Origin of the sequence: Xenorhabdus sp. PB62.4, from assembly GCF_014467285.1 — a bacterium.
Classification (GTDB): Bacteria; Pseudomonadota; Gammaproteobacteria; order Enterobacterales; family Enterobacteriaceae; genus Xenorhabdus.
This window is the reverse complement of sequence record NZ_NKHR01000009.1, coordinates 135322-157346: the sequence shown is the minus strand read 5'-3', so window position 1 is coordinate 157346 and position 22025 is coordinate 135322. Positions and strand designations below refer to the sequence as shown.

Sequence of the window (22025 nt, the reverse complement as noted above, 5' to 3'; positions counted from 1 at the left end):
CAGAATTTGTCTGGCGGCAACAGCGCGGTGGTCCCACCTGACCCCATGCCGAACTCAGCAGTGAAACGCCGTAGCGCCGATGGTAGTGTGGGGTCTCCCCATGTGAGAGTAGGACACTGCCAGACATTCAATTAGCCAGAGAAGCCATCCTGAACCGGATGGCTTTTTTGCATTTGGGGAAAATAAATTGTTAGCTTAATGTACTTTTCCTTGCTCAATTCCAATCCCCGTTTGTGAACGAATAAACTGGCGACGAAACATATCCCTTTCCTGTTGGCCTTGTTTCGATGTATCAGTGATCGAAAATAACCATGCCCCGATAAATGCTATGAACATAGAAAATAGAGCGGGATACTCATAAGGATAAATCGGTTTTTCATGGCCAAGAATACTGACCCAGATTGTTGGGCCAAGTATCATTAATACAACGGCTGTCATTAATCCCAACCATCCGCCAACTAAAGCTCCTCGTGTTGTCAGCTTGCTCCAGTACATCGACAGTAAAATAATTGGGAAATTGCAGCTTGCAGCAATGGAGAACGCCAAACCAACCATAAAGGCGATATTTTGCTTTTCAAATAAAATCCCCAACCCGATAGCAACGATACCCAAAATAACGACAGTAATTTTTGACACTCTCAGCTCGTCACGTTCATTAGCCTGACCCTGTTTAATGACATTGGCATAGAGATCATGGGAAACCGCTGAGGCCCCGGCTAGCGTTAATCCGGCAACGACAGCCAAAATAGTGGCAAAAGCAACAGCAGAGATAAAGCCAAGGAAAAAATCACCGCCAACGGCACTTGCCAGATGGACAGCAGCCATATTCGTGCCACCAATTAACGCCCCGGCTTCATCTTTGAATGAAGGGTTAGCACTGACCAATAAGATTGCACCAAACCCGATAATGAACGTCAGTATATAAAAATAACCAATAAAGCCGGTGGCATAGAAAACGCTTTTACGGGCTTCTTTGGCATCATTAACAGTAAAAAATCGCATGATGATATGCGGTAATCCGGCAGTACCGAACATTAATGCCAGTCCTAAAGAGAGAGCGGATATAGGATCAGAGACCAATCCGCCGGGGCTCATGATTGCAGGGCCAAGAGAATGTACAGCAACGGCTTCTTTAAACAGATCATTGAAATTGAAATTTACTGTTTTCATGACCATCAGAGCCATAAATGTTGCTCCTGCCAGCAGCAGGATTGCTTTGATAATCTGAACCCATGTTGTTGCCAGCATTCCACCAAACAGTACATAAAGCACCATTAGGATGCCGACTAAAACAACCGCAACGTAGTAGTTCAATCCAAATAGCAATTCGATAAGTTTTCCTGCCCCCACCATCTGGGCTATCAGATATAACGCGACAACAACCAGTGAACCCATGGCGGACAACGTGCGGATAGGGCGTTGCTTTAGTCGATAAGAAGCAACATCTGCAAAAGTATAACGCCCTAGATTTCTTAATCGTTCAGCAATGAGGAAGAGAATAATTGGCCAGCCAACGAGGAAACCTATGGAATAGATCAACCCATCATAACCAGAGGTATAAACTAGCGCAGAAATGCCCAGAAAAGAGGCTGCTGACATATAGTCACCCGCTATCGCCATTCCATTTTGGAAACCGGTAATACGCCCACCGGCGGTATAATAATCTGAGCGTGAAATGGTCCGTTTTGAGGCCCAATAAGTAATGAAAAGCGTTAACCCGACGAATAACATAAACATGACAATCGCTTGAATATTCAGGGGTTGTTTTTCTACATGACCTGAAATAGCATCTGCTCGCGCTAAGATAGGAAAGAGGAAAGAAAATAGCGGTATTGCTAACAATACAATTTTTTTCATTTTCTCACCTCATTGAGAATAGTGGATGTCAGGCGATCGAATTCACCATTCGCTCGCACAACATAAATCCCCGTCAATATGAAAGAAGCAAAGATAATCCCAATACCTACGGGGATACCGCGAGTTATACTCGTGCTTTCATTGAGAGGTGTTCCAAGCCATTCAGGTGCAAAGGCAATAAGGAAAATAAAACCAACATAAAGCACTAACATAGTGATGGATAACAACCAGGCAAAACGTCCTCGCTTTTTAATCAACTCCTTAAAGCGGGGATTATTTTCAATCTCTTGATAAATATCAGGATTCATCAGAGTATCTCCTTGTTGATTTTAAACGACACACCTTAAGTTACATTATGGAATGCCAGATACGGGGTAGCCGTTTCCGAGAGAATTCATGACTATTAGCCACGTCCCTGAGCAGTTATGTACTTTTGGCGATACGTCATTCAAGCCGCCTTGCGGCGGCATATATGTTTTACGACATCTTTATGGATTGTTTTTCTTCCAGTAGTTTTTCAACAACGCCCGGATCAGCCAGTGTGGAGGTATCTCCTAAGTTACTGGTATCACCAGAAGCAATTTTGCGTAAAATACGCCGCATGATCTTTCCGGAACGCGTTTTGGGGAGAGAATCCGTCCAATGAAGAATATCGGGTGTTGCAATCGGGCCTATTTCTTTACGAACCCAATTTCTGACTTCGGTATACAGTTCTGGGGAAGGTTCTTCACCATGAATTAGCGTGACATAAGCGTAAATAGCTTGTCCTTTGATATGGTGAGGAATACCAACAACGGCCGCTTCAGCGATTTTGGGATATGCAACCAACGCTGATTCAATTTCTGCGGTGCCTAGGCGATGGCCTGAAATATTCAGAACATCATCGACACGGCCTGTGATCCAGTAATAGCCATCTTCATCACGTCGGGCACCATCGCCACTGAAATACATTCCCTTAAAGGTGGAAAAATAGGTTTGTTCGAAACGTTCATGATCGCCGAATAAAGTACGTGCTTGTGCAGGCCAGGAGTCCGTGATAACGAGATTGCCTTCATTTTCTCCCTCTAAGATTTCCCCTGAATTATCGACCAATGCCGGGCTAATGCCGAAAAAAGGCAGGGTAGCGGAGCCTGCTTTGAGATCGGTCGCACCGGGTAATGGCGTAATCATGAATCCGCCTGTTTCAGTTTGCCACCATGTGTCCACGATAGGGCATTTACTATTACCTATCTTTTGGTAATACCATTCCCAGGCTTCCGGGTTAATTGGCTCACCGACAGAACCCATGATACGTAACGACGTGCGTTTGGTTCCTTCTATAGCTTTATCGCCTTCAGCCATCAATGCTCTAATGGCGGTTGGTGCAGTATAAATAATATTAACCTGGTGCTTATCAACGATCTGACAGAGGCGATTAACATCGGGATAGTTGGGAACGCCTTCAAACATTAAGGTCGTGGCACCGCAGGACAATGGGCCATAGAGCAAATAGCTATGCCCTGTGACCCAGCCTACATCGGCTGTGCACCAATAAATCTCACCGGGACGATAATCAAACGTATATTTGAACGTCAGGGAAGCATAGACCAGATAACCCCCGGTCGTATGCAAAACGCCTTTGGGTTTACCGGTTGAACCAGAGGTATAAAGGATGAATAACGGATCTTCAGCATTCATCTCTTCAACAGGGCAATCTGAGCTGATATTTTCGATAAGCTCATGCCACCATAAATCACGGCCGTCATGCCAGTTGCTGGTATTTCCTGTGCGTCTGAAGACAACCACATTAGTGACACTCGTCACAGCAGGATTGCTCAGCGCCTCATCGACATTTTTCTTCAATGGAATCGTACGGCCGGCCCTCAAACCTTCATCTGCGGTAACAACAAGCTTGGCATTAGAATCGATAACTCTGCCTGAAATTGCATCCGGAGAAAAGCCACCAAAAATCACAGAGTGGATTGCTCCTATACGGGCACAAGCCAGCATTGCAACAGCAGCTTCTGGCACCATAGGCATATAGATAGCAACAACATCACCTTTTTTGACACCCAGTTTTTTCAAAACATTGGCAAACTGGCAGACATCATAATGTAACTCGCGGTACGTAACGTGTCGGGATTCTGCTGGATTATCTCCTTCCCATATAATGGCGGTTTGATCGCCACGCTCTTCCAGATGGCGATCGAGACAGTTGGCACTTAAATTCAGTGTTCCATCTTCAAACCAGCGGATATTGATATGCCCTGGGTCGAAAGACGTGTTTTTGACCTTAGTGTAGGGCCTTATCCAATCCACTATTTTACCTTTTTCACCCCAAAACCCTTCAGGGTCTTGTAGCGACCATTGGTAGTCTTGTTGATATTGTTGTTTGCTTATCAGGGCCGTATCTGCCATATCAGCAGGAATAAGATGCTTGATTATTTGAGTCATATTTTTATCTCCTTGCAATTGTTAATACTATGTCAAAACAACGTTAACTAAAGTGCAAGGGGAATTTTTGTTTCTTTTTTGCGCGGAAGATCACGCAATAAAGAGAATGAATTTCATGGAATGATCATTTAGTGCAGTGTCATTGGGTGAAGTTAAGTAAGGTTGTCAGTTATATCTGTGGTTAAAAATTTCATAAAGTCGATTTTGTTTAGATTTTCAGTTTAATTCTGGTATGAAACGCGAGCCTATAGAAGAAAACCATAGTGAACACATGGAATTGATAATCATTTTCATTATCATTCAATTCACTATAATAATCATCCTGTCTACAAGTGTGAGTTTTATATATTCTAAACAACTGGAGATATGACATGAGCTATTCACTGCCTTCTTTGCCTTACTCTTATGATGCTCTAGAGCCTCATTTCGATAAACAAACGATGGAAATTCATCATACCAAGCACCATCAGACTTATGTCACTAACACGAATACAGCTCTGGAGGCCTTCCCTGAATTAAGCGGGCTGGATATTGACGACCTAGTCCAGCATCTTGATAAAGTGCCTGCTGATAAGCGTACTTTTGTTCGCAATAATGCAGGTGGGCACTCAAACCACAGCTTGTTCTGGAAAGGCTTAAAACTGGGTACTGAATTGTCTGGTGTTTTGAAAGCGGCTATTGAGCGCGATTTTGGAAGTATCGACAGCTTCAAAGAAAAATTTGAACAAGCGGCAGCCACGCGTTTTGGTTCCGGCTGGGCATGGTTGGTGTTGAAAGAAGAAGGCAAACTGGCGGTTGTTTCAACGGCCAATCAGGATAGCCCGCTTATGGGTGAAGAGATCGCAGGTGCTTCTGGTTACCCGATTGTGGGTTTGGATGTGTGGGAGCACGCTTATTATCTGAAGTATCAGAACCGTCGTCCCGACTACATTAAAGCATTCTGGCATGTCGTTAACTGGGATGAGGCTGCAAGACGTTACGAAGAAAAAATTAAATAAGTGCTAAAAAATTCCTCCCTTGATAATGCTGGTCACTACAGTGATCAGCATTTTTATTATTCATAATTTTTATTTATTATTTGGCATTCTTTCTGCTTCACGATTAAAGGCACAATGCAATAATGAAAAAGAACGCTGTCATGATAGTAACAACCCTTATAGTATCCTCTCTCATGGTCGGATGCTCACAGCCAAAGAGTAGTGCTGAACGCAACGCCAAGCATTTCATTTATGCTTCTAACGACGATTTTGACCCTAATTTCCATACTAAAATATACGATAGCATCCAGCTTTCTGTACCTTATTTTGAACAGTTCTGGCAACTAGGTAAAAAGGACAGGGAAGCAGGGATGACGCCGGAAGATGCGCAGAAACGTGTAAGTTATTTCAGCAGTGATGAGTTTCTGAACTCTATTCAGAGAAAATCATGGTTTGCAGGTAAGGCTTACAACGAGACTGCTTCACCAAAATGGCTCAAGGCCATGTCTGAAGCCATATCTGCCACTTATACAGACGGTTACGAAGGCCGGAATTAACGTCTTGGAGGGAAGTTTTCCCTCCATTGTGAATTGAAGCGAGGCTTGCCGCGTTTATTCGCTCAGGGTAATATTTATACTCGTCTATTGGGGAGGAATAGAAATGTATTACCTACAGGTATATAGAGGCAAAATAATATCCTCCGAAAAATGGGGTTCCAGCGCAATTAACAAACTGCTGGTGAATGGCCGTTTACAGCTTACCTCTCTTGGTCTGGAAGGTGATGAACAGGCAGAAACCCGTTTTCATGGCGGGCCTGATCGCGCGCTTTGTCATTATCCTATGGAACATTATCTCTTTTGGAAAAGGCAATTTCCTGAATTAACGGAATTATTCTCACCACCATTGTTTGGTGAAAACTTATCTACGGAAGGCATGACGGAAGAGAATGTCTATATCGGGGATATATTCCAGTGGGGAGAAGCTTTGATTCAGGTTACACAGCCCCGCGCTCCTTGTTATAAACTCAATCATCTTACTGGAATTAATAACTTTTCTGCCATCATGCAAGATAGCGGATATTGTGGTTGGCTATATCGTGTTATTTCTTCTGGTTTTGTCAGCGTGAGTGAACCGATAAGATTGCTGAGCCGCAATAGTGATATTTCTGTTAAAGAAGCCATCTCCATTGCTTTCCATAGTCCATTTGATGAAGAAGAATACCAACGTTTAATGAGAGCTGCGGGGTTATCTGCCAGTTGGAACCTGAAGATGCAGCAACGGATATTGTATGGAAAAATTGAAGATTTCAGTCGTCGTTTATTTGGAAAGTAAAATTATTTTAATTTTAAAGAATCACTAAACAATATTCTATTATAATCCAGTAGACGATAACTATATTCTTGTTATCGTCATATTTATTTTTATCTTTTAAATTTTTCTTTGTGTTTATTCCTATTGTTAAATAGATTATATTTACATATTGGAGTAAATATATAGGTTTTTTATTGTGATTTATATCACAAAAATATCTTCTAATACTATTAAAATGAATTCTCCATACGGATTAATAATACTACGGGAATATAAAGTAAACCAACATTAAAATATTAATGGCTATGAAGGGGTATTTATGAAGATTCCAAAAAAAATTCATTATTTTTGGGTTGGAAGTAAAATTTCCGAGAAAGATTTAAGGCGTATCATTGCGATAAAATCTGAGAATCCTGGTTTTGAAGTTAATATTTGGGGGCTAAAAAATGTTAAATCATTAATATTGAATAGATTAATAAATATTAACTTTAAGTATAATGATGTTGTTCTTGATATTGGGGAGTTATTTGGAAATCAATTTGTATATAGAGATATTGAAACGGCATTTAATTTCTTAATAAATCACTCTTCATCTCTTATTGATACCGATTTTACACGTGATTTGTACGAGAAGAAAAGAGCTGAATTAACCAATCTTGGTGTACGTTATAATAATGACTCTACGAGAATGAGTTTTTTACATCGTATATTTCATCCAACCAGTTCTGGTGTGCGTTCTAATGATTATTCTAAGGTAATAAGATTCTTACATCATATATTTCATCTTCAGTTACATGGTGATTTTAAAAACTATGCCTCTGCCAGTGATATTGCGCGTTTGGTTATTTTGTATATGGAAGGCGGGATATATCTTGATGTTGATGTTGAACTCACTGATTCAGATATAAAATATATGCAATCTTACTGCTTTGGTCAAAATTTACCTATCGAAAAGCGCTTTAATCGAAGAGCAAGGTTTGAAAAATTAGAGCTTAAATCGGATATAGGTTTTGGTGATTGTCATGGAATGGGATGGGGAAGAGTAAGCCAGAGTGATGAAAAATGGAATATAAGATATCTTGATGCCTGTCGAATAAAAAAATTAGTTTATAATGAGTTTTCAAATGGCATTATTGCTGCACAACCCCGATCAGAAAAAATCATGGCTCTTTTAGTTTTTATTGCCTGTAATATTAAAAAGTATACTTATAATCAAGAGGATAAAACATTAAGCTCTAAATGGAGAACGGGGATTGTTCCTCATTTACCTTCTATGAACACACCTTCGTATCGTAGATGTCGCCGTCTTGATTTAACTGTCGATATGACAGGGCCACAGTCTTATCAAGAGCTTTTTTCTATAGTTAAAAATAAAGAGCTGGATAATCAACATGAAATTGATTTTATTAGTCCTCCTAGAAATTGGCAAATGAATAGTGGCTTAGATTTAATGTTTAAAAAGGTTGATACTAAAGCTGATTGGGCGACGGTGAAAAATAAAAAATAATCGTTTTATTGATTTTTTTCTACTTTATGTTCGAAGGTCTTATGAATATGTCAAAGGAAACTACCAAAAAGCCAAAGGCGATCTATTGATCACCTTTGGCGATGAATAACATGATTACGGATGAGCAATAAGCCCTACTGCTTCATAAACTTTATCCAAAGTTGCCTGAGCACGAGCCTGAGCTTTAGCTGCCCCTTCTGCCATGATTTGGTTAAGCAATGCTTCATCATTACGGAAATGGTGGAAACGCTCTTGTAAGCCAGTTAACATTTCACATACGGCATCAGCAACCGCCCCTTTTAAATGACCATACATTTTGCCTTCAAACTCAGCTTCCAACTCAGGGATAGTTTTGCCTGTGACGCCAGCAAGAATATCCAGTAAGTTAGAAACACCAGGTTTATTTTCCAGGTCATAGCGTACACGAGGTGGCTCTTCAGAATCTGTAACGGCACGTTTGATTTTCTTGGCGACAGATTTTGGATCTTCAAGCAATGCGATGAAGTTACTATGGTTATCATCCGACTTCGACATTTTCTTGCCCGGATCTTGCAATGCCATCACGCGAGCGCCCTCTTTTGGAATGAATGGCTCTGGGACAGTGAAGATATCACCATATAAGGCGTTAAAACGCAGTGCCAAATCACGGGTCAACTCAAGGTGTTGTTTCTGGTCAATGCCCACAGGGATCTGATTGGCCTGATAAAGTAAAATATCAGCGGCCATCAGAACAGGATAATCAAACAGGCCCGCATTAATATTTTCTGAATGACGGGCAGATTTATCCTTAAACTGAGTCATACGGCTGAGTTCACCGAAATAGGCGTAACAGTTCAGTACCCAGGCCAACTGAGTATGTTGTGGAACATGTGACTGAACAAAAATGGTGCTTTTCTTTGGATCGATACCACAAGCAAGGTAAAGCGCCAGCGTATCCAGAGTGCGTTTTCTCAGTTCATCGGGATCTTGGCGCACGGTAATGGCATGCTGGTTAACGATGCAGTAGATGCAATCATATTCATCTTGCATTTTTACCCACTGACGCAATGCCCCCATATAGTTACCGATGGTCAATTCACCGGAAGGTTGTGCACCGCTGAATACAATAGGTTTTTGGGAGTTCGATTTCATTACAGTGGGTTCATTCATTTTATTAAGCTTCCTGTCTTTTCAGAGTGGATAATAGTTTCAAAGTGGATAGTCCAATCGTTTGAAGTAGATCCGGAAAATGGTCTAATACATAATTTGGCTGGCTTAATGCTATAGATTCTCCGTAGTTATATCCATAGGTCAAACCAACGCAAGGACAGCCTGCGGCTTGTGCTGCCAAAATATCATTACGAGAATCACCCACAAAAAGCAATTCTTCTTTATGTAGGCCAAACATACCCATTGTTAGATACAGCGGTGCAGGATGTGGTTTCTTCTCTTTAACATCATCACCGCCCAACACCAATGAAAAGTATTCACTGATACCCAATGATTCCAGCAATGGGGCAATAAAAGGAGTGGGCTTATTCGTGATAATCGCCATGGGCAAATTGTGTTTTGCCAGTTCTGCCAACGTCTCTTTTACATGAGGAAACAGTTGGCTACCTGTGGTGACGCTGGTTTCATAAAACGCATCAAACAGTTTGCGGGTTTCTTGGTGCAATTCAGGAGACGTTTCAACACCCGCCCATTTTAGTGCGCGTTCAACCATGACATCCGCCCCGTTGCCTATCCAAATAGCAACTCGCTCTTTGCCCGCAGTGGGCAAGCCCTTGGCTATCAGGGCTTGATCCAACGCATCTGCCAGACCGCTGGCACTGTCCACCAGTGTGCCATCCAGATCAAATGCAATGGCACGAATTCCTTCTACTACGTTATTTGTCATGGCGCTACCTTTGATAATTCGCGACGCATCTCATTAACAACGGCTTTATAATCCGGCTGACTGAAAATAGCAGAGCCAGCAACAAACATATCAGCACCAGCCTGAGCAGCCGCGGCAATATTATTAGGCTTAATGCCACCATCAACTTCAAGACGGATATCGTACCCGCTGTCATCAATGATTTTGCGTACTTGACGTAGTTTGTTCAGTGTCTCAGGGATGAAAGACTGACCGCCGAAGCCTGGGTTAACAGACATCAGGAGAATCACATCCAGTTTATCCAATACATAATCAAGGTATCTGAGAGGCGTAGCAGGATTGAAAACCAAGCCAGCTTTACAGCCATGTTCCTTGATAAGTTGTAAGGTGCGATCGATATGTTCGCTCGCTTCAGGATGAAAAGTAATATAGGTAGCACCTGCTTTGGCAAAATCAGGGATAATTCGATCAACCGGTTTTACCATCAGGTGAACATCAATTGGTGCGGTGATACCATAATCGCGTAGCGCCTGACAGACCATTGGGCCAATAGTCAAATTTGGTACGTAATGGTTATCCATGACATCAAAGTGCACAACATCAGCGCCTGCTTCCAAAACTTTAGCGGTATCTTCACCTAATCGGGCAAAATCTGCGGATAGAATGGATGGGGCGATCAGAAAGTCTTTCTTCATTATTATCTTCTCCAATTCATTGTTTTATCCCTGTTATTTCAGGGACAGGAAGCCTCACTTATTTCTGGCAGTATAACGCCAAAAGCTCATCAACTTTACTTCGGGCAAGAATATTTCTACTGATTGTCCGGCGGGCTTTAACAATGTAAAGGGAAGCCTGATGATACCAATCTCGTGTCATCGGCGTGTCGTGATTGGAAATGAGCACCGGAATGCCTTGTTGAGACGAGAGATAATAGGCGATTTGTGCCAGATTTTCCTGATCAAGAAGATTAAAGCTATTTGTATGGTAGGCTGTAAAATTAGCCGTAGCCGAAAGTGGTGCATACGGGGGATCACAATAAACCACCGAACCTTTTGGCGCGTTGTTTAGTGCGACTTCGTAATGTTGGCAGATAAAAGTCGCCTTCCGGGATTTTTCGGCAAACCAGTAAAGCTCATGTTCAGGAAAATAAGGTTTTTTATAGCGCCCGAAAGGAACGTTGAACTCACCCCGTGAATTATACCGGCAAAGACCGTTATAGCAGTGTCGGTTGAGATAAAGAAACAACATACTGCGGCGAAAGGGATCTTTGCTTTTGTTGAACTCTTCTCTCAGGCGATAGAAGTTTTCGGAATTGTTGTATTCCGATGAAAATAATGGACGGGCATGATTAATAAACTCATCCGCACGAGATTTTACGGTGTCGTACAGATTGATCAGATCACTATTGATATCTGACAAAATGTAAGAATCATAATCGGTATTCAGGAATACCGAGCCTGCGCCAACAAATGGCTCAATCAAGCAATCGCCCTCTGGCAGATGACGTTTAATATCATCTACCAAGGGGTATTTTCCACCGGCCCATTTTAAGAAAGCGCGTTTTTTTTTCATGCCGTCAAATTAGTTATTCAATAATTTCAGAGCCGCAGATTGTACTCTGTTTAGGACTGCATATCAGCGCCTAATCAAAATAGTTTTATCTTTTCAGATCTTGCTGAACCTGTTGTAGTTTTCTGACCCACGGTTTTTTCGCCTGAACTTCCGCAGGGAGTGAGGAAATGGCGATTTTAGCATCAGAAACTGAACCGTAGTTACCATGAATCAAGATAAACCATGCCTTACCGTCACGTTTGGTTTCATAAACCCTGTAGTTATTAAGGTTATGTTTTTTCGCGAAAGCAATTAAGGTATCGGAGCGGCTCGCGCTGCTCAGTTGGAGAGTGAATCGGTTTGCCGGGGCTTTTAGTAAGTCGCCACCTGCACTTTTTGCATTAACGTGACTATTGTGAGTAGCCTGATTATTGCCCGAGACAGGTTTAGTTGCTGCCTTAGACTGGCTTTCTTTTTCTATTTTAGGAGGCGTCATTTTCTCCGTTTTTTGCGGAGTAGCGGTTGGTTTGATCGGTGGTGGCGTCAAGTCTTTTTGTACTGAGTGATTAATGTTGCTTTGCTGCTGATTCAAAGCATCAGTGATATCACCGGGCAATTCTATACGTTGGTTGTAACCACCCGTTCCGGTTGCCGGAGCAAGATCTTTACTTGGAGTACTACTTACTGGCGGTGGGCTGATTTCACGAGGGCCATTGATTGAGGATTCATTAGCTGGGGGGGCTTTATCTTCAGACTGTTCACTACCTTGAGTGTCAGGGGAAAGTGAAGAAGATCCAGAAAGATCGATACTCTTTTCCGTTGCCTCTGAAGATTGCTGCTTTTCATGCTCAGTGGGTGATTTTAATGCAGAACTGATAGCAATAATCAGAAGCAAAAGTACCAGAATACCAACACCAATCATCATTTGCTGACGAGATACAGCCAGTTTGGGTTGATTAGATTGTTTTCTGGATCGCTGAGGGCTGCGATCAGACGTATCAGGCTTAAATTCGTTTTCTGTTTGTTGTTTGTTTTCTGATTTTAATTCGTCCATATGCCCTCCCGACAGAGATAATACTGCCAATTGTTATTTAAGAGGTTTGGCAGTCTGACCTAACTAAAACCGATAAAGTTCTGTCTGATAATGTAGCTATCTTATAGCATAACAGCTAGAGAATGATTCATCATTCAGCTTTTATCCTCAGAGAGAATTTTGCCACATCCAGATATTCCCTTCATCTTCCAAGTTGTTGCTTTGACAATAACTTTCACTCACTGCTGAGCCGCAACTTGAAATTTATGAATAAAATCGTGGAATTAGCTGGTGGATGGCTGACATAGGCGAATGGCATCCAGTATCACTTCCTGCCCAATATCAGAGCGAAGTTTTGCCTCCCCAATAGCGGTGGGTAGCACGAGATGTAGTTTTCCTGCGGAGATTTTTTTATCACGCATCATGTGAGGAAGGTAGGCATCAGGAGACATTTCGGCAGGGCCGCTGATCGGTAATTTTGCCCGTTCAAGTAAACGGATAATGCGCAGGGTCTCTTGTTTTGAGAATGTGCCGACAAGTTCAGATGCCCGTGCTGCCATCACCATGCCGGCAGCAACAGCCTGACCATGTAGCCAGACGCCATAACCCATTTCAGCTTCAATCGCATGTCCAAAGGTATGGCCGAGGTTTAACAGCGCCCGCATTCCATTGCGTTCTTGTTCATCTGCCGCTACGACTAACGCTTTGAGTTCACAGCAGCGACGAATGCAATAAGCCATTGATTGATTATCGAGAACCAGTAATTTCTCAATATTATCTTCAAGCCAACGAAAGAATTCACCGTCCAGAATGACGCCGTATTTAATGACTTCAGCCAGTCCTGAGTACAATTCTTGGGCGGGCAATGTTTTCAAACAATTGAGATCGACAACAACAGATGCAGGCTGATAAAAAGCCCCTATCATGTTTTTGCCGAGGGGATGGTTGACTCCTGTTTTTCCACCGACAGAGGAGTCAACCTGAGAAAGTAGCGTGGTGGGTATTTGGATAAAACGAGCGCCGCGTTGATAGCTGGCTGCGGCAAATCCCGTCATATCACCGATTACACCACCACCGAGAGCGATAAGTGTTGTGTCACGACCATGATTATTTTCCAGCAGGGCGGAAAAGATGTCATTAAGCACAAAAAGCGATTTGTACTGCTCGCCGTCAGGCAAGATAACTTCATTTACCCGAAGATCCATTCTCTGCAATGTGGATTTCACCTGTTCAAGATACAGGGGAGCAAGCGTTTCATTGGTCACTATCATGACTTGCTGGCCGGCTTGCAGGGGCTTGAACGCCTCATTGTCAGAAAATAGCCCTTCGGCTATGGTAATTGGGTAGCTTCTTTCACCTAACGTAACAGTCACTTGTTCCATATCAGCTTTCGCCTTATCGCTTGCCGCCGTGCGGACTCGCTATAATCAGTTTTTTTCCAGTAATTCAATGATTTGGTTAGCGACGACTTTGGCGCTTTGCTCATCCGTACGAATAGTCACGTCAGCAATTTCCTCGTAAAGAGGATTGCGCTCATCAGCCAAATTTTCTAAAACTTCTCGTGCTGGTGCATCAACCTGAAGTAAAGGGCGTTTTTTATCGCGCTGGGTACGAGCTAACTGTTTTTCGATGGTTGTTTCTAAATAGACGACCACACCACGGGCAGACAGGCGATTGCGGGTTTCTTTTGATTTAACGGAACCCCCTCCGGTAGCCAATACGATGCCTTGTTTTTCAGTCAGTTCGTTAATTATTTTTTCTTCGCGGTCGCGGAAGCCTTCTTCGCCTTCCACATCAAATACCCAGCCCACGTCAGCTCCGGTACGTCGCTCAATTTCTTGATCAGAGTCGTAAAACTCCATATTGAGTTGCTGAGCTAACTGACGACCAATAGTGCTTTTGCCGGCACCCATAGGCCCAACCAGAAAGATATTGCGTTTCTCTGCCATGTTTTTGGTATTACTAAGACTATTTGTTAATGATAACCCGCCCCGCCAATCAGATTAGCCGCGGGACCTAAACTGAAACCTCATGAGTGAGAATGTGAGATCAGATAGGAAAATTATCTCAGCACATCAACCTGTATTGCAACTATATAAATTTGGCACGAGTCTCTGTTATCTGGCTCATGCTTTGCGGGTTGATTGAGAGCCTAGTATGTATAGACTCTGACTTGTGATGTTAGACCTGCTCACTCAATTAGTTAATCCTTGTATGCTAAATTACTCTCAGCGTCAAATCCATAAACAGGCCATACCAAGAAAAATGGTCGGCTAACTGACAAAAAAAGCACAATTACTTTTATTAATATTTTGATTTAAAATGAATATTTTTTATTTGATTAAATATCACTCAGTTGAGGTGTAATAAAAATTACGAGTTCTCTTCGGCTGTGTTGTTCTCCTTTTTGGTTAAATAATGAACCTAATAGAGGAATTTCTGATAAGTAGGGGACTTTTTGCAGGTTTGCGCCTTTTTTCTGTTGAAAAATCCCGCCCAGAATCAAGGTTTCCCCGTTTCTGATCGTAACTTGAGTCATAATTTCTTGTTTATCAATGGCCAGGTTTTCATTTCCTCCCTGATTTATGGGAAAGCCGGGCGCGTTCTGGCTAATTTTCAATGCCAGGCGAATTTTCCCCTGCCTTAAAATATGTGGGGTAACTTCCATACCTAATACCGCTTCTTTGAATTGAATGGTTGTTTTTCCCTTCTGTTGAATAACATAAGGAATGTCTGAACCTTGTTTGATACTGGCGGGCTGTTGATGTGAAGCGGTCAGCCGCGGGCTGGCAATGATATCGAGCTGGTTTTCTTGTTCCAGTGCACTCAGCTCCATTTCCAACAGGTTTGAGTGGATACGGGCAGTATTCAGTACTAATCGATGGCGCTGAATACCTGCGGGCTGATGTAGATTCAAGCGGTTTAGACCTATTGAGCGATTCAGCGGATCTGCGATCATGCCCCAATGAATGCCAAGTTCGTGCAGGGCTTCCCTGCTGCTAGTAACAATATGAGCAGTAATCTGTACTTGTTGTTTTGGAGTATCGACTTCTTTCAGCCAATTTTTGATACGGGTAATAGCATCAAACTTATCTTCTAATATCAAGCTGTTGGTTAAAGGATCGTGTTCAACCTTCCCCCATTTTGTCAGCAGGGCCGGAAGATTTTTCTGTAATTGTTCTGCAATCTGCCCTGCATCGGCATATTGCAGGGCTATTGCTTGATATTCGATCTCCTGTTCTTGTTCATTATGTTCGACCAAAGAAAAATCAGTATCGTCCTCTTTTGGGGTTACGGGAGGCAAGAATGGGTTTCTCACTGGCATTTCGAAAATTGGCTCTTCCTCTGTATTGTTTTCTAATAAATTGTTTTCTAATGCACTATTTTCTAAACAAAAACTGAAAGTGGGTAACAGCAGGAAGGCTAGCAGGATAAAAACATTTCTGTTCATGATTTCTCCTCATGGACAGGATCTGGTTTTATCCTGTTTGGCTGAGTCATTTCCGGCAGGGGAATATCTGACAAAACCATGCGGACAGTCAGCCAATCATCAGCAGGCGTAATCGTGAGATGTTTGATTAATAACGGTGGCTGCAATTGCTGAATTTCATTCAGGAAATGGAGAAATTGAACATAATTCAGCGACAACATGATATGCCAGAAAACTTGATTGTTTTCTTTGTGCGTTTTCCATTCAATCAATTGACTGCCTGAGTGAATGAGTGGCGAATGCAGTCGTTTGAGCACGGTAGTGTGTTTAGGGGGAATTTGATTATCTTGACCAAGCTCCACGGTTGTCCTCTGGATTTTCTGTTGAATATCAGACAGAGGCGGCAACTCAGTCAATTGCTGTTGAGATAGCCTTGTACTGTGTTGTTGTTCCGTAATATTGTTTTGCAGGGTATCAATTTCATACTGATTTTCCTGCCAAACAAGAAAATAGAACCCCAATAGTAATGGAAGGGTGAACAATTGCTGCAAGAGAACCAACAGCCACGCAGGCCGGTGAAACCATTCAAGGTAGTTATTTCCCATTGGATTCTCCTGCCTGCCAATCTGCATCAATAGTAAAGGCTTTAAGGTAATCCTCCGTTGTGATCATTTTTTTTAGCTGTACATTGATAAGCTCAGTGTTGTCGGTCAGGTTATCCAGTAAATCGGAGATATCCGCGTAGTTTTGGCTGTGAGCAGTAAAAACTAACCGTCCACTGTCGTCGCTAAATGCGGTGAGCCAGCTTTTTTCTGGTAACACTTGGGGAAGTTGACGAAATAACTGTAAATACCGTTGGTTCTGTTCCATGAACACCTGTTTTTTCCTTAATTGTTGCGTCAGTTGGCTATGGTGAAGCACCGCTTGGTCTGTTTCTTGAATAATTTGTTGTAATTGAGCCAATTGATACCTAATTTCCGTTAATTTCCCGCGATATTGCTCCATTAGGTTTGTTTGCTGAGCAGAAATGAACACTAAGACCGTTGCCCATATACTGAATTGCAAGCAGAGTAATAATCCCCATGTCTGACATTTGCGCTTTAACCTTTTTTGCCGCCAAGGTAAGAAATTGATTTGATGTATCATTGGTCATCCGGCCTGAGCGCCAAACCTGCGGCAATGGTAAATGCGTTGATTTGCTCTGGTAATGGGGGGTGATAATGGCGAAATGCCGCCAAAATTTGCCAGAGATTAGCAGCCTCTGGTGGTACTGATATCGGTTGCTCCTCATCACTGTAATAAACTGCATAATCTTCAGTTTCTGGCGTCATGGGTAGCTGGCTGATGATTTGAGTGAGATGGGGATGAGATTGTGACGTCACCAGCCCGTAGCTAAAAGGGTGGTTGGCGGGGGCGACCCATAGCCAATCTGTCGTGCGTTTGTGAACCAACCAACTGTCGTCAGGAACGCCGGCGCATTTGGCAACATAACGTAACGCACAGGGAGAAATATCAATCGCATCAAGGGATAAATTGATATCTGCAAATAAATTCAGCCAGAGATTGAGATCTTTTTGGCGGGTAGCACTGATGCAAATCTGCTGGCTATGAACCCGGTAGTCCAATGCAAGATCGCTGACAGGAAATTGTTTTCCAGCGTTGGCGTGCACAAACCAGCCCAGTTCTGGCTCCTGCAATACCGTATGGCTAGGTAAGGCTATCTGCCGCTGTAAGGTTTGCTGAACAGGGAGAGCTAATCTCAATTTAATATTTTTAGGTAATATTTGTCTCCATTGCATTAAAATATGAAGCAACTTTTCAGGATGTTGCAGCCGTCCTCCTGAGATAATTTCGTTCGATAGGCGATATTGCCAGCAATGTCGAAGTTGCCAGCCATCACGACGTTTAGTGGCTGCAAGAGCACGAATATAATGATCTTGGATATCCAGTCCGATATACCATTTAGATGGATACATGTAGAGATCTCCTTATCTACTATTTATTTGCTAGTTATCTGCTAGTTATCTGTTATTAAAAGCAAAGCAAAACAAAGTGGTCGTTCATGAAAGTCGTTATTTATGACAACCGTATTAATGAAAGGTCATATCCATGGTGTTGTATAGCCTTTATACTAAGTCCTTTCTACTGAGTCTTTTATACAACAACGTACTGCCTTTTATACTACGTACTAATCGTTTATAAACTGCCCGATTAACATGGCGTGAGAAATTTCAGGTGAAGTTCATAAAGTATTTTTTGATCCTTATCGTTGTTTGCATTTTATTGGGAACCGCCTCGATTTTTGGTTTATACAAATATATCGAGCCGCAGTTGCCTGATGTCGCGACTTTGAAGGATGTCCGGTTACAGACACCTATGCAGGTGTTCAGTGCTGATGGCGAATTGATAGCCCAATATGGTGAAAAGCGTCGTCTGCCTCTTACCCTATCCGAAATGCCTCCTCTGATGGTGAAAGCGTTTATTGCCACAGAAGATAGCCGTTTTTATGAGCACCACGGCGTTGACCCTATCGGGATTATCCGAGCGGTTTCCGTTGTGATGACTTCGGGCCATGCTTCCCAAGGGGCGAGTACTATCACTCAGCAGCTTGCGAGAAACTTTTTCCTCAGCCCAGAGAAGACACTGATACGTAAGGCGAAAGAAGCGTTTCTGGCAATTAAGATTGAACAATTGTTGACGAAGGATGAAATCCTTGAGCTATACCTCAACAAGATCTATCTCGGTTATCGTGCCTATGGGGTCGGAGCTGCTGCTCATGTCTATTTTGGCAAGAATGTCAATGAGTTGACGTTGAGTGAAATGGCGATGATTGCCGGATTGCCGAAGGCGCCTTCAACGTTTAACCCGCTTTATTCCTACGATCGGGCAGTCAACCGCCGCAATGTGGTACTGGGGCGGATGTTGGAAGAGGGATATATCACCCGACGCCAGTATGATGAAGCCAGAGACGAAAAATTAGTCGCCCGTTATCATACTCCACAGATTGTTTTCTCTGCGCCTTATCTGACTGAAATGGCACGCCAGGAAATGATCAATCGTTATGGCGAAAATGCTTATACCGATGGCTATAAGGTTTACACCACTATTACGCGCAAGACCCAATTGGCGGCTGTTGATGCTGTTCGTTCCAATGTGATTGATTATGATGTTCGTCATGGTTATCGCGGTGCGCAGGAAGTGTTATGGAAAAGCAGCCAACCGGCATGGAGCCAAGCGCAGATTATCGATAAGCTGAAAACCTTGCCTAAATACGGCCCTCTGATACCGGCAGTTGTCACAACATCCAACACCAATCAGGCAGAAGCAATGCTGGTGGATGGCAGTAAAGTTGAGTTGACGATGACTGGGGTTCGTTGGGCACGTCCGTTCAAAACTGACAGTCTGCAAGGCGCTGTACCTCGAAGCGTCAATGAGGTCATTCAGGCAGGTGAGCAGATTTGGCTGAGAAAAGTCAACGACACCTGGTGGTTGGCGCAGCTCCCTGATGTCAATGCCGCATTGGTTTCCATCAATCCGATAAACGGTGCGGTAGAGGCGCTGGTGGGTGGATTTGATTTTGAGCTGAGTAAATTTAACCGAGTGACCCAATCACTGCGTCAGGTTGGTTCCAATATCAAACCGTTCCTGTATGCCGCAGCGATGGACAAGGGGCTGACGTTAGCCTCATTGCTGAATGATGCACCAATCAGCCGTTGGGATGCCGGAGCCGGGACGGATTGGCGTCCGAAAAACTCACCAGCGACTTATGATGGGCCAATTCGCCTGCGTCAGGGATTTGGGCAATCCAAAAACGTGGTGATGGTTCGTGCTATGCGTGCAATGGGGGTCGATTATGCCGCTGATTATTTGAAGCGTTTTGGTTTGCCGGGTGAAAACGTTGTACGTACAGAATCCTTAGCTTTGGGATCGCCTTCTTTTACCCCGATGCAATTGGTACGCGGCTATGCGGTGATGGCGAATGGCGGTTATTTGGTTGATCCTTACTTCATCAGCAAAATTGAAAATGATGAAGGGAAAGTGTTGTTTGAAGCCAAACCTAAAACTGCCTGTCCGCAATGCGAAAATATTCCGGTGATTTATGGTGATACGGGGCGTTCCATCGAATTGTCCGAAGATTCCATTGAAAATGTGACGCACTCTGATATACCGCAAAATTCAGCTTTGCCGCCTCAACCTGATCTGGAGAGTGTATCGGCCAATGTGAACGTTAATGACCAGCAGTATGCCCCTCATGTTATCAATACACCGCTTGCGTTTTTGATGCGTGATGCTATGAACACCAATATATTTGGTGAACCGGGTTGGATGGGAACGGGCTGGCGTGCTGCCCGTGATTTGAAGCGCCGTGATATTGGCGGTAAAACGGGGACGACGAATAGTTCGAAAGATGCGTGGTTCTCTGGTTATGGCCCGGATATGGTCGCGACGGCTTGGATTGGTTTTGATGAACACAGTAGAAGTTTGGGACGCACACCGATATTAAAAGGGGAAGGGGGGGCTAAAACGGCTCAACCCATCTGGGATGATTTCATGAAAACCGCGCTGGAAGGCGTTCCTGAGAAAATGATGGAGCCGCCTGCCGGTATTGTATCCGTCACGATTGATCGGGCGACAGGCAAGTTATCTAACGGTGGCGGGAATACCCGTAAAGAATATTTTATCGAAGGGACACAACCGACGGAATATGCTGTACCGGATGTGGGAACGACAGTCACTGAAAATGGCGAAAGCCATGAGTTGTTCTGATTGGCTCTGAGGCAGTAAGATAATGAAAAAGCCCTGTCAGAAAACTGACGGGGCTTTTTATTACCAATGGGTTGTCAACAATTGGCTTCAGATAAACCGGGAAACCGTAATTCTATCGTAGTATGTTCCGGCACACTTTCTGGTTTATCGCACCGTTCATACTCCTGCGAAGAGAGTGAAGCAGGATGATGAGTTTTCTTGTCAGTTCAGCAGTGGTAAGCGTAACGCAATGTTGGCATAGGAAACCTCATTTTGAATAGAATCGGGTTTCAAGATTGCTGAATTACACTACGGCCTGTCAATATTCGTTATCCCACCCTAAATATATTCAGGCTCTGATCGTTTATTAAAAAATTATTCTGTTTCAATGGAGTTAATTGAGAGCAGTGACTCTTAGACGAAGATTATGCTTTTATATGGGAGTTAATTCTAAGAAAAATAATAAATATGTTTATTTAGTATTTTTGATAAAGTCAGTAAATTTTGTGGGATCTTATTTAACTATTATAAGAATAAAATAAAACCCCACTTTATTTAGGTAATTATTTTTTATTGTCGTATTTGCTTAAACGGGTATCTAAATATCAACTTTAATACCCGTTTCGGAAATTAATTTACCTAAAATTCCTCATTATTTTTTGCTTGCCAGGTAGCGTTGGGCAAAAAATAAGGCACTGACGTTTCTGGCTTCGTTGAAATCCGGATGTTCCAACAGTGACATCATTTCAGAGACAGGCCAGCGTTGCTGCACCAAGGGTTCGGGTTCATCACCTTCCAGGCGTTCGGGGTACAGATCGCGAGCAATCACGATATTCATCTTGCTGGAAAAATAGGAAGGCGCCATCGTCAATTTAGTCAGAAGTTCCAATTTTCCCGCTCCGAAACCAATTTCTTCCTTTAATTCCCGATTGGCAGCGTCAAAAACACTTTCCCCCGCATCAATGGCTCCTTTTGGAAAGCCTAACTCATATTGTTCAATACCTACAGCATATTCGTGAATAAGGATTAACTCATCGCCGATGATGGGAATAATCAGAACGGCTTCACGATTAGTCGGCTTCATACGCTCGTAAACGCGTTTTACACCGTTGCTGAATTCAAGATCAACAGATTGAATATTGAATAAACGTGAGTGGGCAATGTCATTTACATTCAGTATCTTAGGTTTTTTCTGATCTATCATGCTTGCCCCTGATTGTTGTCATATGCTGGCTAATTGAAAACAGTAATGCGCCCAATTAATGAGATCTTCTCGGCTAATTCAGGTCTTGTGATTAAATTGGAGACGCATCCAAACTTTGCTT

At 42.9% G+C, this 22025-nt stretch carries 20 protein-coding genes and 1 rRNA gene; 6 read left to right on the top strand and 15 right to left on the bottom strand.

Annotated features, from left to right (window positions below; translation table 11 throughout):
- The first annotated feature begins 9 nt into the window (after positions 1 to 9).
- A 5S ribosomal RNA gene (gene rrf, locus Xenpb_RS10425) occupies positions 10 to 125 on the top strand.
- Positions 126 to 195: 70 nt separating this feature from the next.
- Here rrf and actP read toward each other — a convergent pair.
- The 3 genes from actP to acs form a co-directional block, all read right to left on the bottom strand.
- Positions 196 to 1857, bottom strand: a complete 1662-nt coding sequence (actP, locus tag Xenpb_RS10420) for a cation/acetate symporter ActP (RefSeq protein ID WP_187654257.1) — start codon at positions 1855 to 1857, stop codon at positions 196 to 198.
- Entirely contained in the window at positions 1854 to 2165 is a 312-nt protein-coding gene (locus Xenpb_RS10415) for a DUF485 domain-containing protein (protein WP_187654256.1), read from the bottom strand. The genes actP and Xenpb_RS10415 overlap by 4 nt, the downstream gene beginning before the upstream one ends.
- Before the next feature lie 169 nt (positions 2166 to 2334).
- Positions 2335 to 4290, bottom strand: a complete 1956-nt coding sequence (gene acs, locus Xenpb_RS10410; RefSeq protein ID WP_187654255.1) for an acetate--CoA ligase — start codon at positions 4288 to 4290, stop codon at positions 2335 to 2337.
- A gap of 371 nt (positions 4291 to 4661) precedes the next feature.
- Here acs and sodA point away from each other — a divergent pair, with 371 nt between their 5' ends.
- From sodA to Xenpb_RS10390, 4 genes are all read left to right on the top strand, one after another.
- Entirely contained in the window at positions 4662 to 5288 is a 627-nt protein-coding gene (sodA, locus tag Xenpb_RS10405) for a superoxide dismutase [Mn] (protein WP_187654254.1), read from the top strand.
- A 122-nt stretch (positions 5289 to 5410) separates the two neighbouring features.
- Positions 5411 to 5824, top strand: coding sequence for an Exc2 family lipoprotein (locus Xenpb_RS10400; protein WP_255523098.1), 414 nt, complete (start codon positions 5411 to 5413; stop codon positions 5822 to 5824).
- Between the two features lie 103 nt (positions 5825 to 5927).
- On the top strand, positions 5928 to 6599 hold the full coding sequence (gene yiiM, locus Xenpb_RS10395; RefSeq protein WP_187654253.1) for a 6-hydroxyaminopurine reductase: 672 nt from the start codon (positions 5928 to 5930) through the stop codon (positions 6597 to 6599).
- 298 nt (positions 6600 to 6897) lie between these two features.
- The gene (locus tag Xenpb_RS10390) at positions 6898 to 8085 is read left to right on the top strand and encodes a TcdA/TcdB catalytic glycosyltransferase domain-containing protein (protein WP_255523097.1); all 1188 of its coding nucleotides are present in this window, start codon (positions 6898 to 6900) and stop codon (positions 8083 to 8085) included.
- A 114-nt stretch (positions 8086 to 8199) separates the two neighbouring features.
- Here the strand turns inward: Xenpb_RS10390 and trpS are convergent, their stop codons facing one another.
- The 11 genes from trpS to pilM all read right to left on the bottom strand — a co-directional run bounded on the left by trpS (position 8200) and on the right by pilM (position 17930).
- On the bottom strand, positions 8200 to 9234 hold the full coding sequence (gene trpS, locus Xenpb_RS10385) for a tryptophan--tRNA ligase (protein WP_099112810.1): 1035 nt from the start codon (positions 9232 to 9234) through the stop codon (positions 8200 to 8202).
- Between the two features lie 4 nt (positions 9235 to 9238).
- Entirely contained in the window at positions 9239 to 9961 is a 723-nt protein-coding gene (locus Xenpb_RS10380; RefSeq protein WP_187654252.1) for a phosphoglycolate phosphatase, read from the bottom strand.
- Positions 9958 to 10635 carry a ribulose-phosphate 3-epimerase gene (gene rpe / locus Xenpb_RS10375; RefSeq protein WP_187654251.1) on the bottom strand — a complete coding sequence of 226 codons (678 nt, stop codon included), beginning with the start codon at positions 10633 to 10635 and terminating at the stop codon, positions 9958 to 9960. Before rpe ends, Xenpb_RS10380 begins: the two co-directional genes overlap by 4 nt.
- A 58-nt stretch (positions 10636 to 10693) precedes the next feature.
- Complete coding sequence (gene dam, locus Xenpb_RS10370; RefSeq protein WP_187654250.1) at positions 10694 to 11512, bottom strand: adenine-specific DNA-methyltransferase; 819 nt, start codon at positions 11510 to 11512, stop codon at positions 10694 to 10696.
- An 85-nt stretch (positions 11513 to 11597) separates the two neighbouring features.
- Entirely contained in the window at positions 11598 to 12545 is a 948-nt protein-coding gene (locus Xenpb_RS10365) for an SPOR domain-containing protein (RefSeq protein ID WP_187654249.1), read from the bottom strand.
- A 263-nt stretch (positions 12546 to 12808) separates the two neighbouring features.
- Positions 12809 to 13906: a 3-dehydroquinate synthase gene (gene aroB, locus Xenpb_RS10360; protein ID WP_187654248.1), complete on the bottom strand. Its 1098-nt coding sequence runs from the start codon at positions 13904 to 13906 to the stop codon at positions 12809 to 12811.
- 45 nt (positions 13907 to 13951) lie between these two features.
- Positions 13952 to 14473: a shikimate kinase AroK gene (gene aroK, locus Xenpb_RS10355; protein WP_038237472.1), complete on the bottom strand. Its 522-nt coding sequence runs from the start codon at positions 14471 to 14473 to the stop codon at positions 13952 to 13954.
- 392 nt (positions 14474 to 14865) lie between these two features.
- Entirely contained in the window at positions 14866 to 15975 is a 1110-nt protein-coding gene (locus Xenpb_RS10350; RefSeq protein ID WP_187654247.1) for a secretin N-terminal domain-containing protein, read from the bottom strand.
- A complete protein-coding gene (locus Xenpb_RS10345) occupies positions 15972 to 16559 on the bottom strand; it encodes a hypothetical protein (protein ID WP_187654246.1) in 588 nt (195 codons plus the stop codon). Before Xenpb_RS10345 ends, Xenpb_RS10350 begins: the two co-directional genes overlap by 4 nt.
- Positions 16549 to 17100: a PilN domain-containing protein gene (locus Xenpb_RS10340; protein WP_187654245.1), complete on the bottom strand. Its 552-nt coding sequence runs from the start codon at positions 17098 to 17100 to the stop codon at positions 16549 to 16551. Before Xenpb_RS10340 ends, Xenpb_RS10345 begins: the two co-directional genes overlap by 11 nt.
- A complete protein-coding gene (gene pilM / locus Xenpb_RS10335) occupies positions 17097 to 17930 on the bottom strand; it encodes a type IV pilus biogenesis protein PilM (RefSeq protein WP_187654244.1) in 834 nt (277 codons plus the stop codon). The genes Xenpb_RS10340 and pilM overlap by 4 nt, the downstream gene beginning before the upstream one ends.
- Positions 17931 to 18189: 259 nt before the next feature.
- Here pilM and mrcA point away from each other — a divergent pair, with 259 nt between their 5' ends.
- The gene (mrcA, locus tag Xenpb_RS10330) at positions 18190 to 20721 is read left to right on the top strand and encodes a peptidoglycan glycosyltransferase/peptidoglycan DD-transpeptidase MrcA (protein WP_187654243.1); all 2532 of its coding nucleotides are present in this window, start codon (positions 18190 to 18192) and stop codon (positions 20719 to 20721) included.
- A 631-nt stretch (positions 20722 to 21352) separates the two neighbouring features.
- Here the strand turns inward: mrcA and nudE are convergent.
- Complete coding sequence (gene nudE / locus Xenpb_RS10325; RefSeq protein WP_187654242.1) at positions 21353 to 21904, bottom strand: ADP compounds hydrolase NudE; 552 nt, start codon at positions 21902 to 21904, stop codon at positions 21353 to 21355.
- Between the last annotated feature and the right edge of the window lie 121 nt (positions 21905 to 22025).

Bases quoted from the DNA above. Each gene is read 5' to 3' on its own strand.
- actP (WP_187654257.1), bottom strand. From the start codon at position 1,857: ATGAAAAAAATTGTATTGTTAGCAATACCGCTATTTTCTTTCCTCTTT.
- Xenpb_RS10415 (WP_187654256.1), bottom strand. From the start codon at position 2,165: ATGAATCCTGATATTTATCAAGAGATTGAAAATAATCCCCGCTTTAAG.
- acs (WP_187654255.1), bottom strand. From the start codon at position 4,290: ATGACTCAAATAATCAAGCATCTTATTCCTGCTGATATGGCAGATACG.
- sodA (WP_187654254.1), top strand. From the start codon at position 4,662: ATGAGCTATTCACTGCCTTCTTTGCCTTACTCTTATGATGCTCTAGAG.
- Xenpb_RS10400 (WP_255523098.1), top strand. From the start codon at position 5,411: ATGAAAAAGAACGCTGTCATGATAGTAACAACCCTTATAGTATCCTCT.
- yiiM (WP_187654253.1), top strand. From the start codon at position 5,928: ATGTATTACCTACAGGTATATAGAGGCAAAATAATATCCTCCGAAAAA.
- Xenpb_RS10390 (WP_255523097.1), top strand. From the start codon at position 6,898: ATGAAGATTCCAAAAAAAATTCATTATTTTTGGGTTGGAAGTAAAATT.
- trpS (WP_099112810.1), bottom strand. From the start codon at position 9,234: ATGAATGAACCCACTGTAATGAAATCGAACTCCCAAAAACCTATTGTA.
- Xenpb_RS10380 (WP_187654252.1), bottom strand. From the start codon at position 9,961: ATGACAAATAACGTAGTAGAAGGAATTCGTGCCATTGCATTTGATCTG.
- rpe (WP_187654251.1), bottom strand. From the start codon at position 10,635: ATGAAGAAAGACTTTCTGATCGCCCCATCCATTCTATCCGCAGATTTT.
- dam (WP_187654250.1), bottom strand. From the start codon at position 11,512: ATGAAAAAAAAACGCGCTTTCTTAAAATGGGCCGGTGGAAAATACCCC.
- Xenpb_RS10365 (WP_187654249.1), bottom strand. From the start codon at position 12,545: ATGGACGAATTAAAATCAGAAAACAAACAACAAACAGAAAACGAATTT.
- aroB (WP_187654248.1), bottom strand. From the start codon at position 13,906: ATGGAACAAGTGACTGTTACGTTAGGTGAAAGAAGCTACCCAATTACC.
- aroK (WP_038237472.1), bottom strand. From the start codon at position 14,473: ATGGCAGAGAAACGCAATATCTTTCTGGTTGGGCCTATGGGTGCCGGC.
- Xenpb_RS10350 (WP_187654247.1), bottom strand. From the start codon at position 15,975: ATGAACAGAAATGTTTTTATCCTGCTAGCCTTCCTGCTGTTACCCACT.
- Xenpb_RS10345 (WP_187654246.1), bottom strand. From the start codon at position 16,559: ATGGGAAATAACTACCTTGAATGGTTTCACCGGCCTGCGTGGCTGTTG.
- Xenpb_RS10340 (WP_187654245.1), bottom strand. From the start codon at position 17,100: ATGATACATCAAATCAATTTCTTACCTTGGCGGCAAAAAAGGTTAAAG.
- pilM (WP_187654244.1), bottom strand. From the start codon at position 17,930: ATGTATCCATCTAAATGGTATATCGGACTGGATATCCAAGATCATTAT.
- nudE (WP_187654242.1), bottom strand. From the start codon at position 21,904: ATGATAGATCAGAAAAAACCTAAGATACTGAATGTAAATGACATTGCC.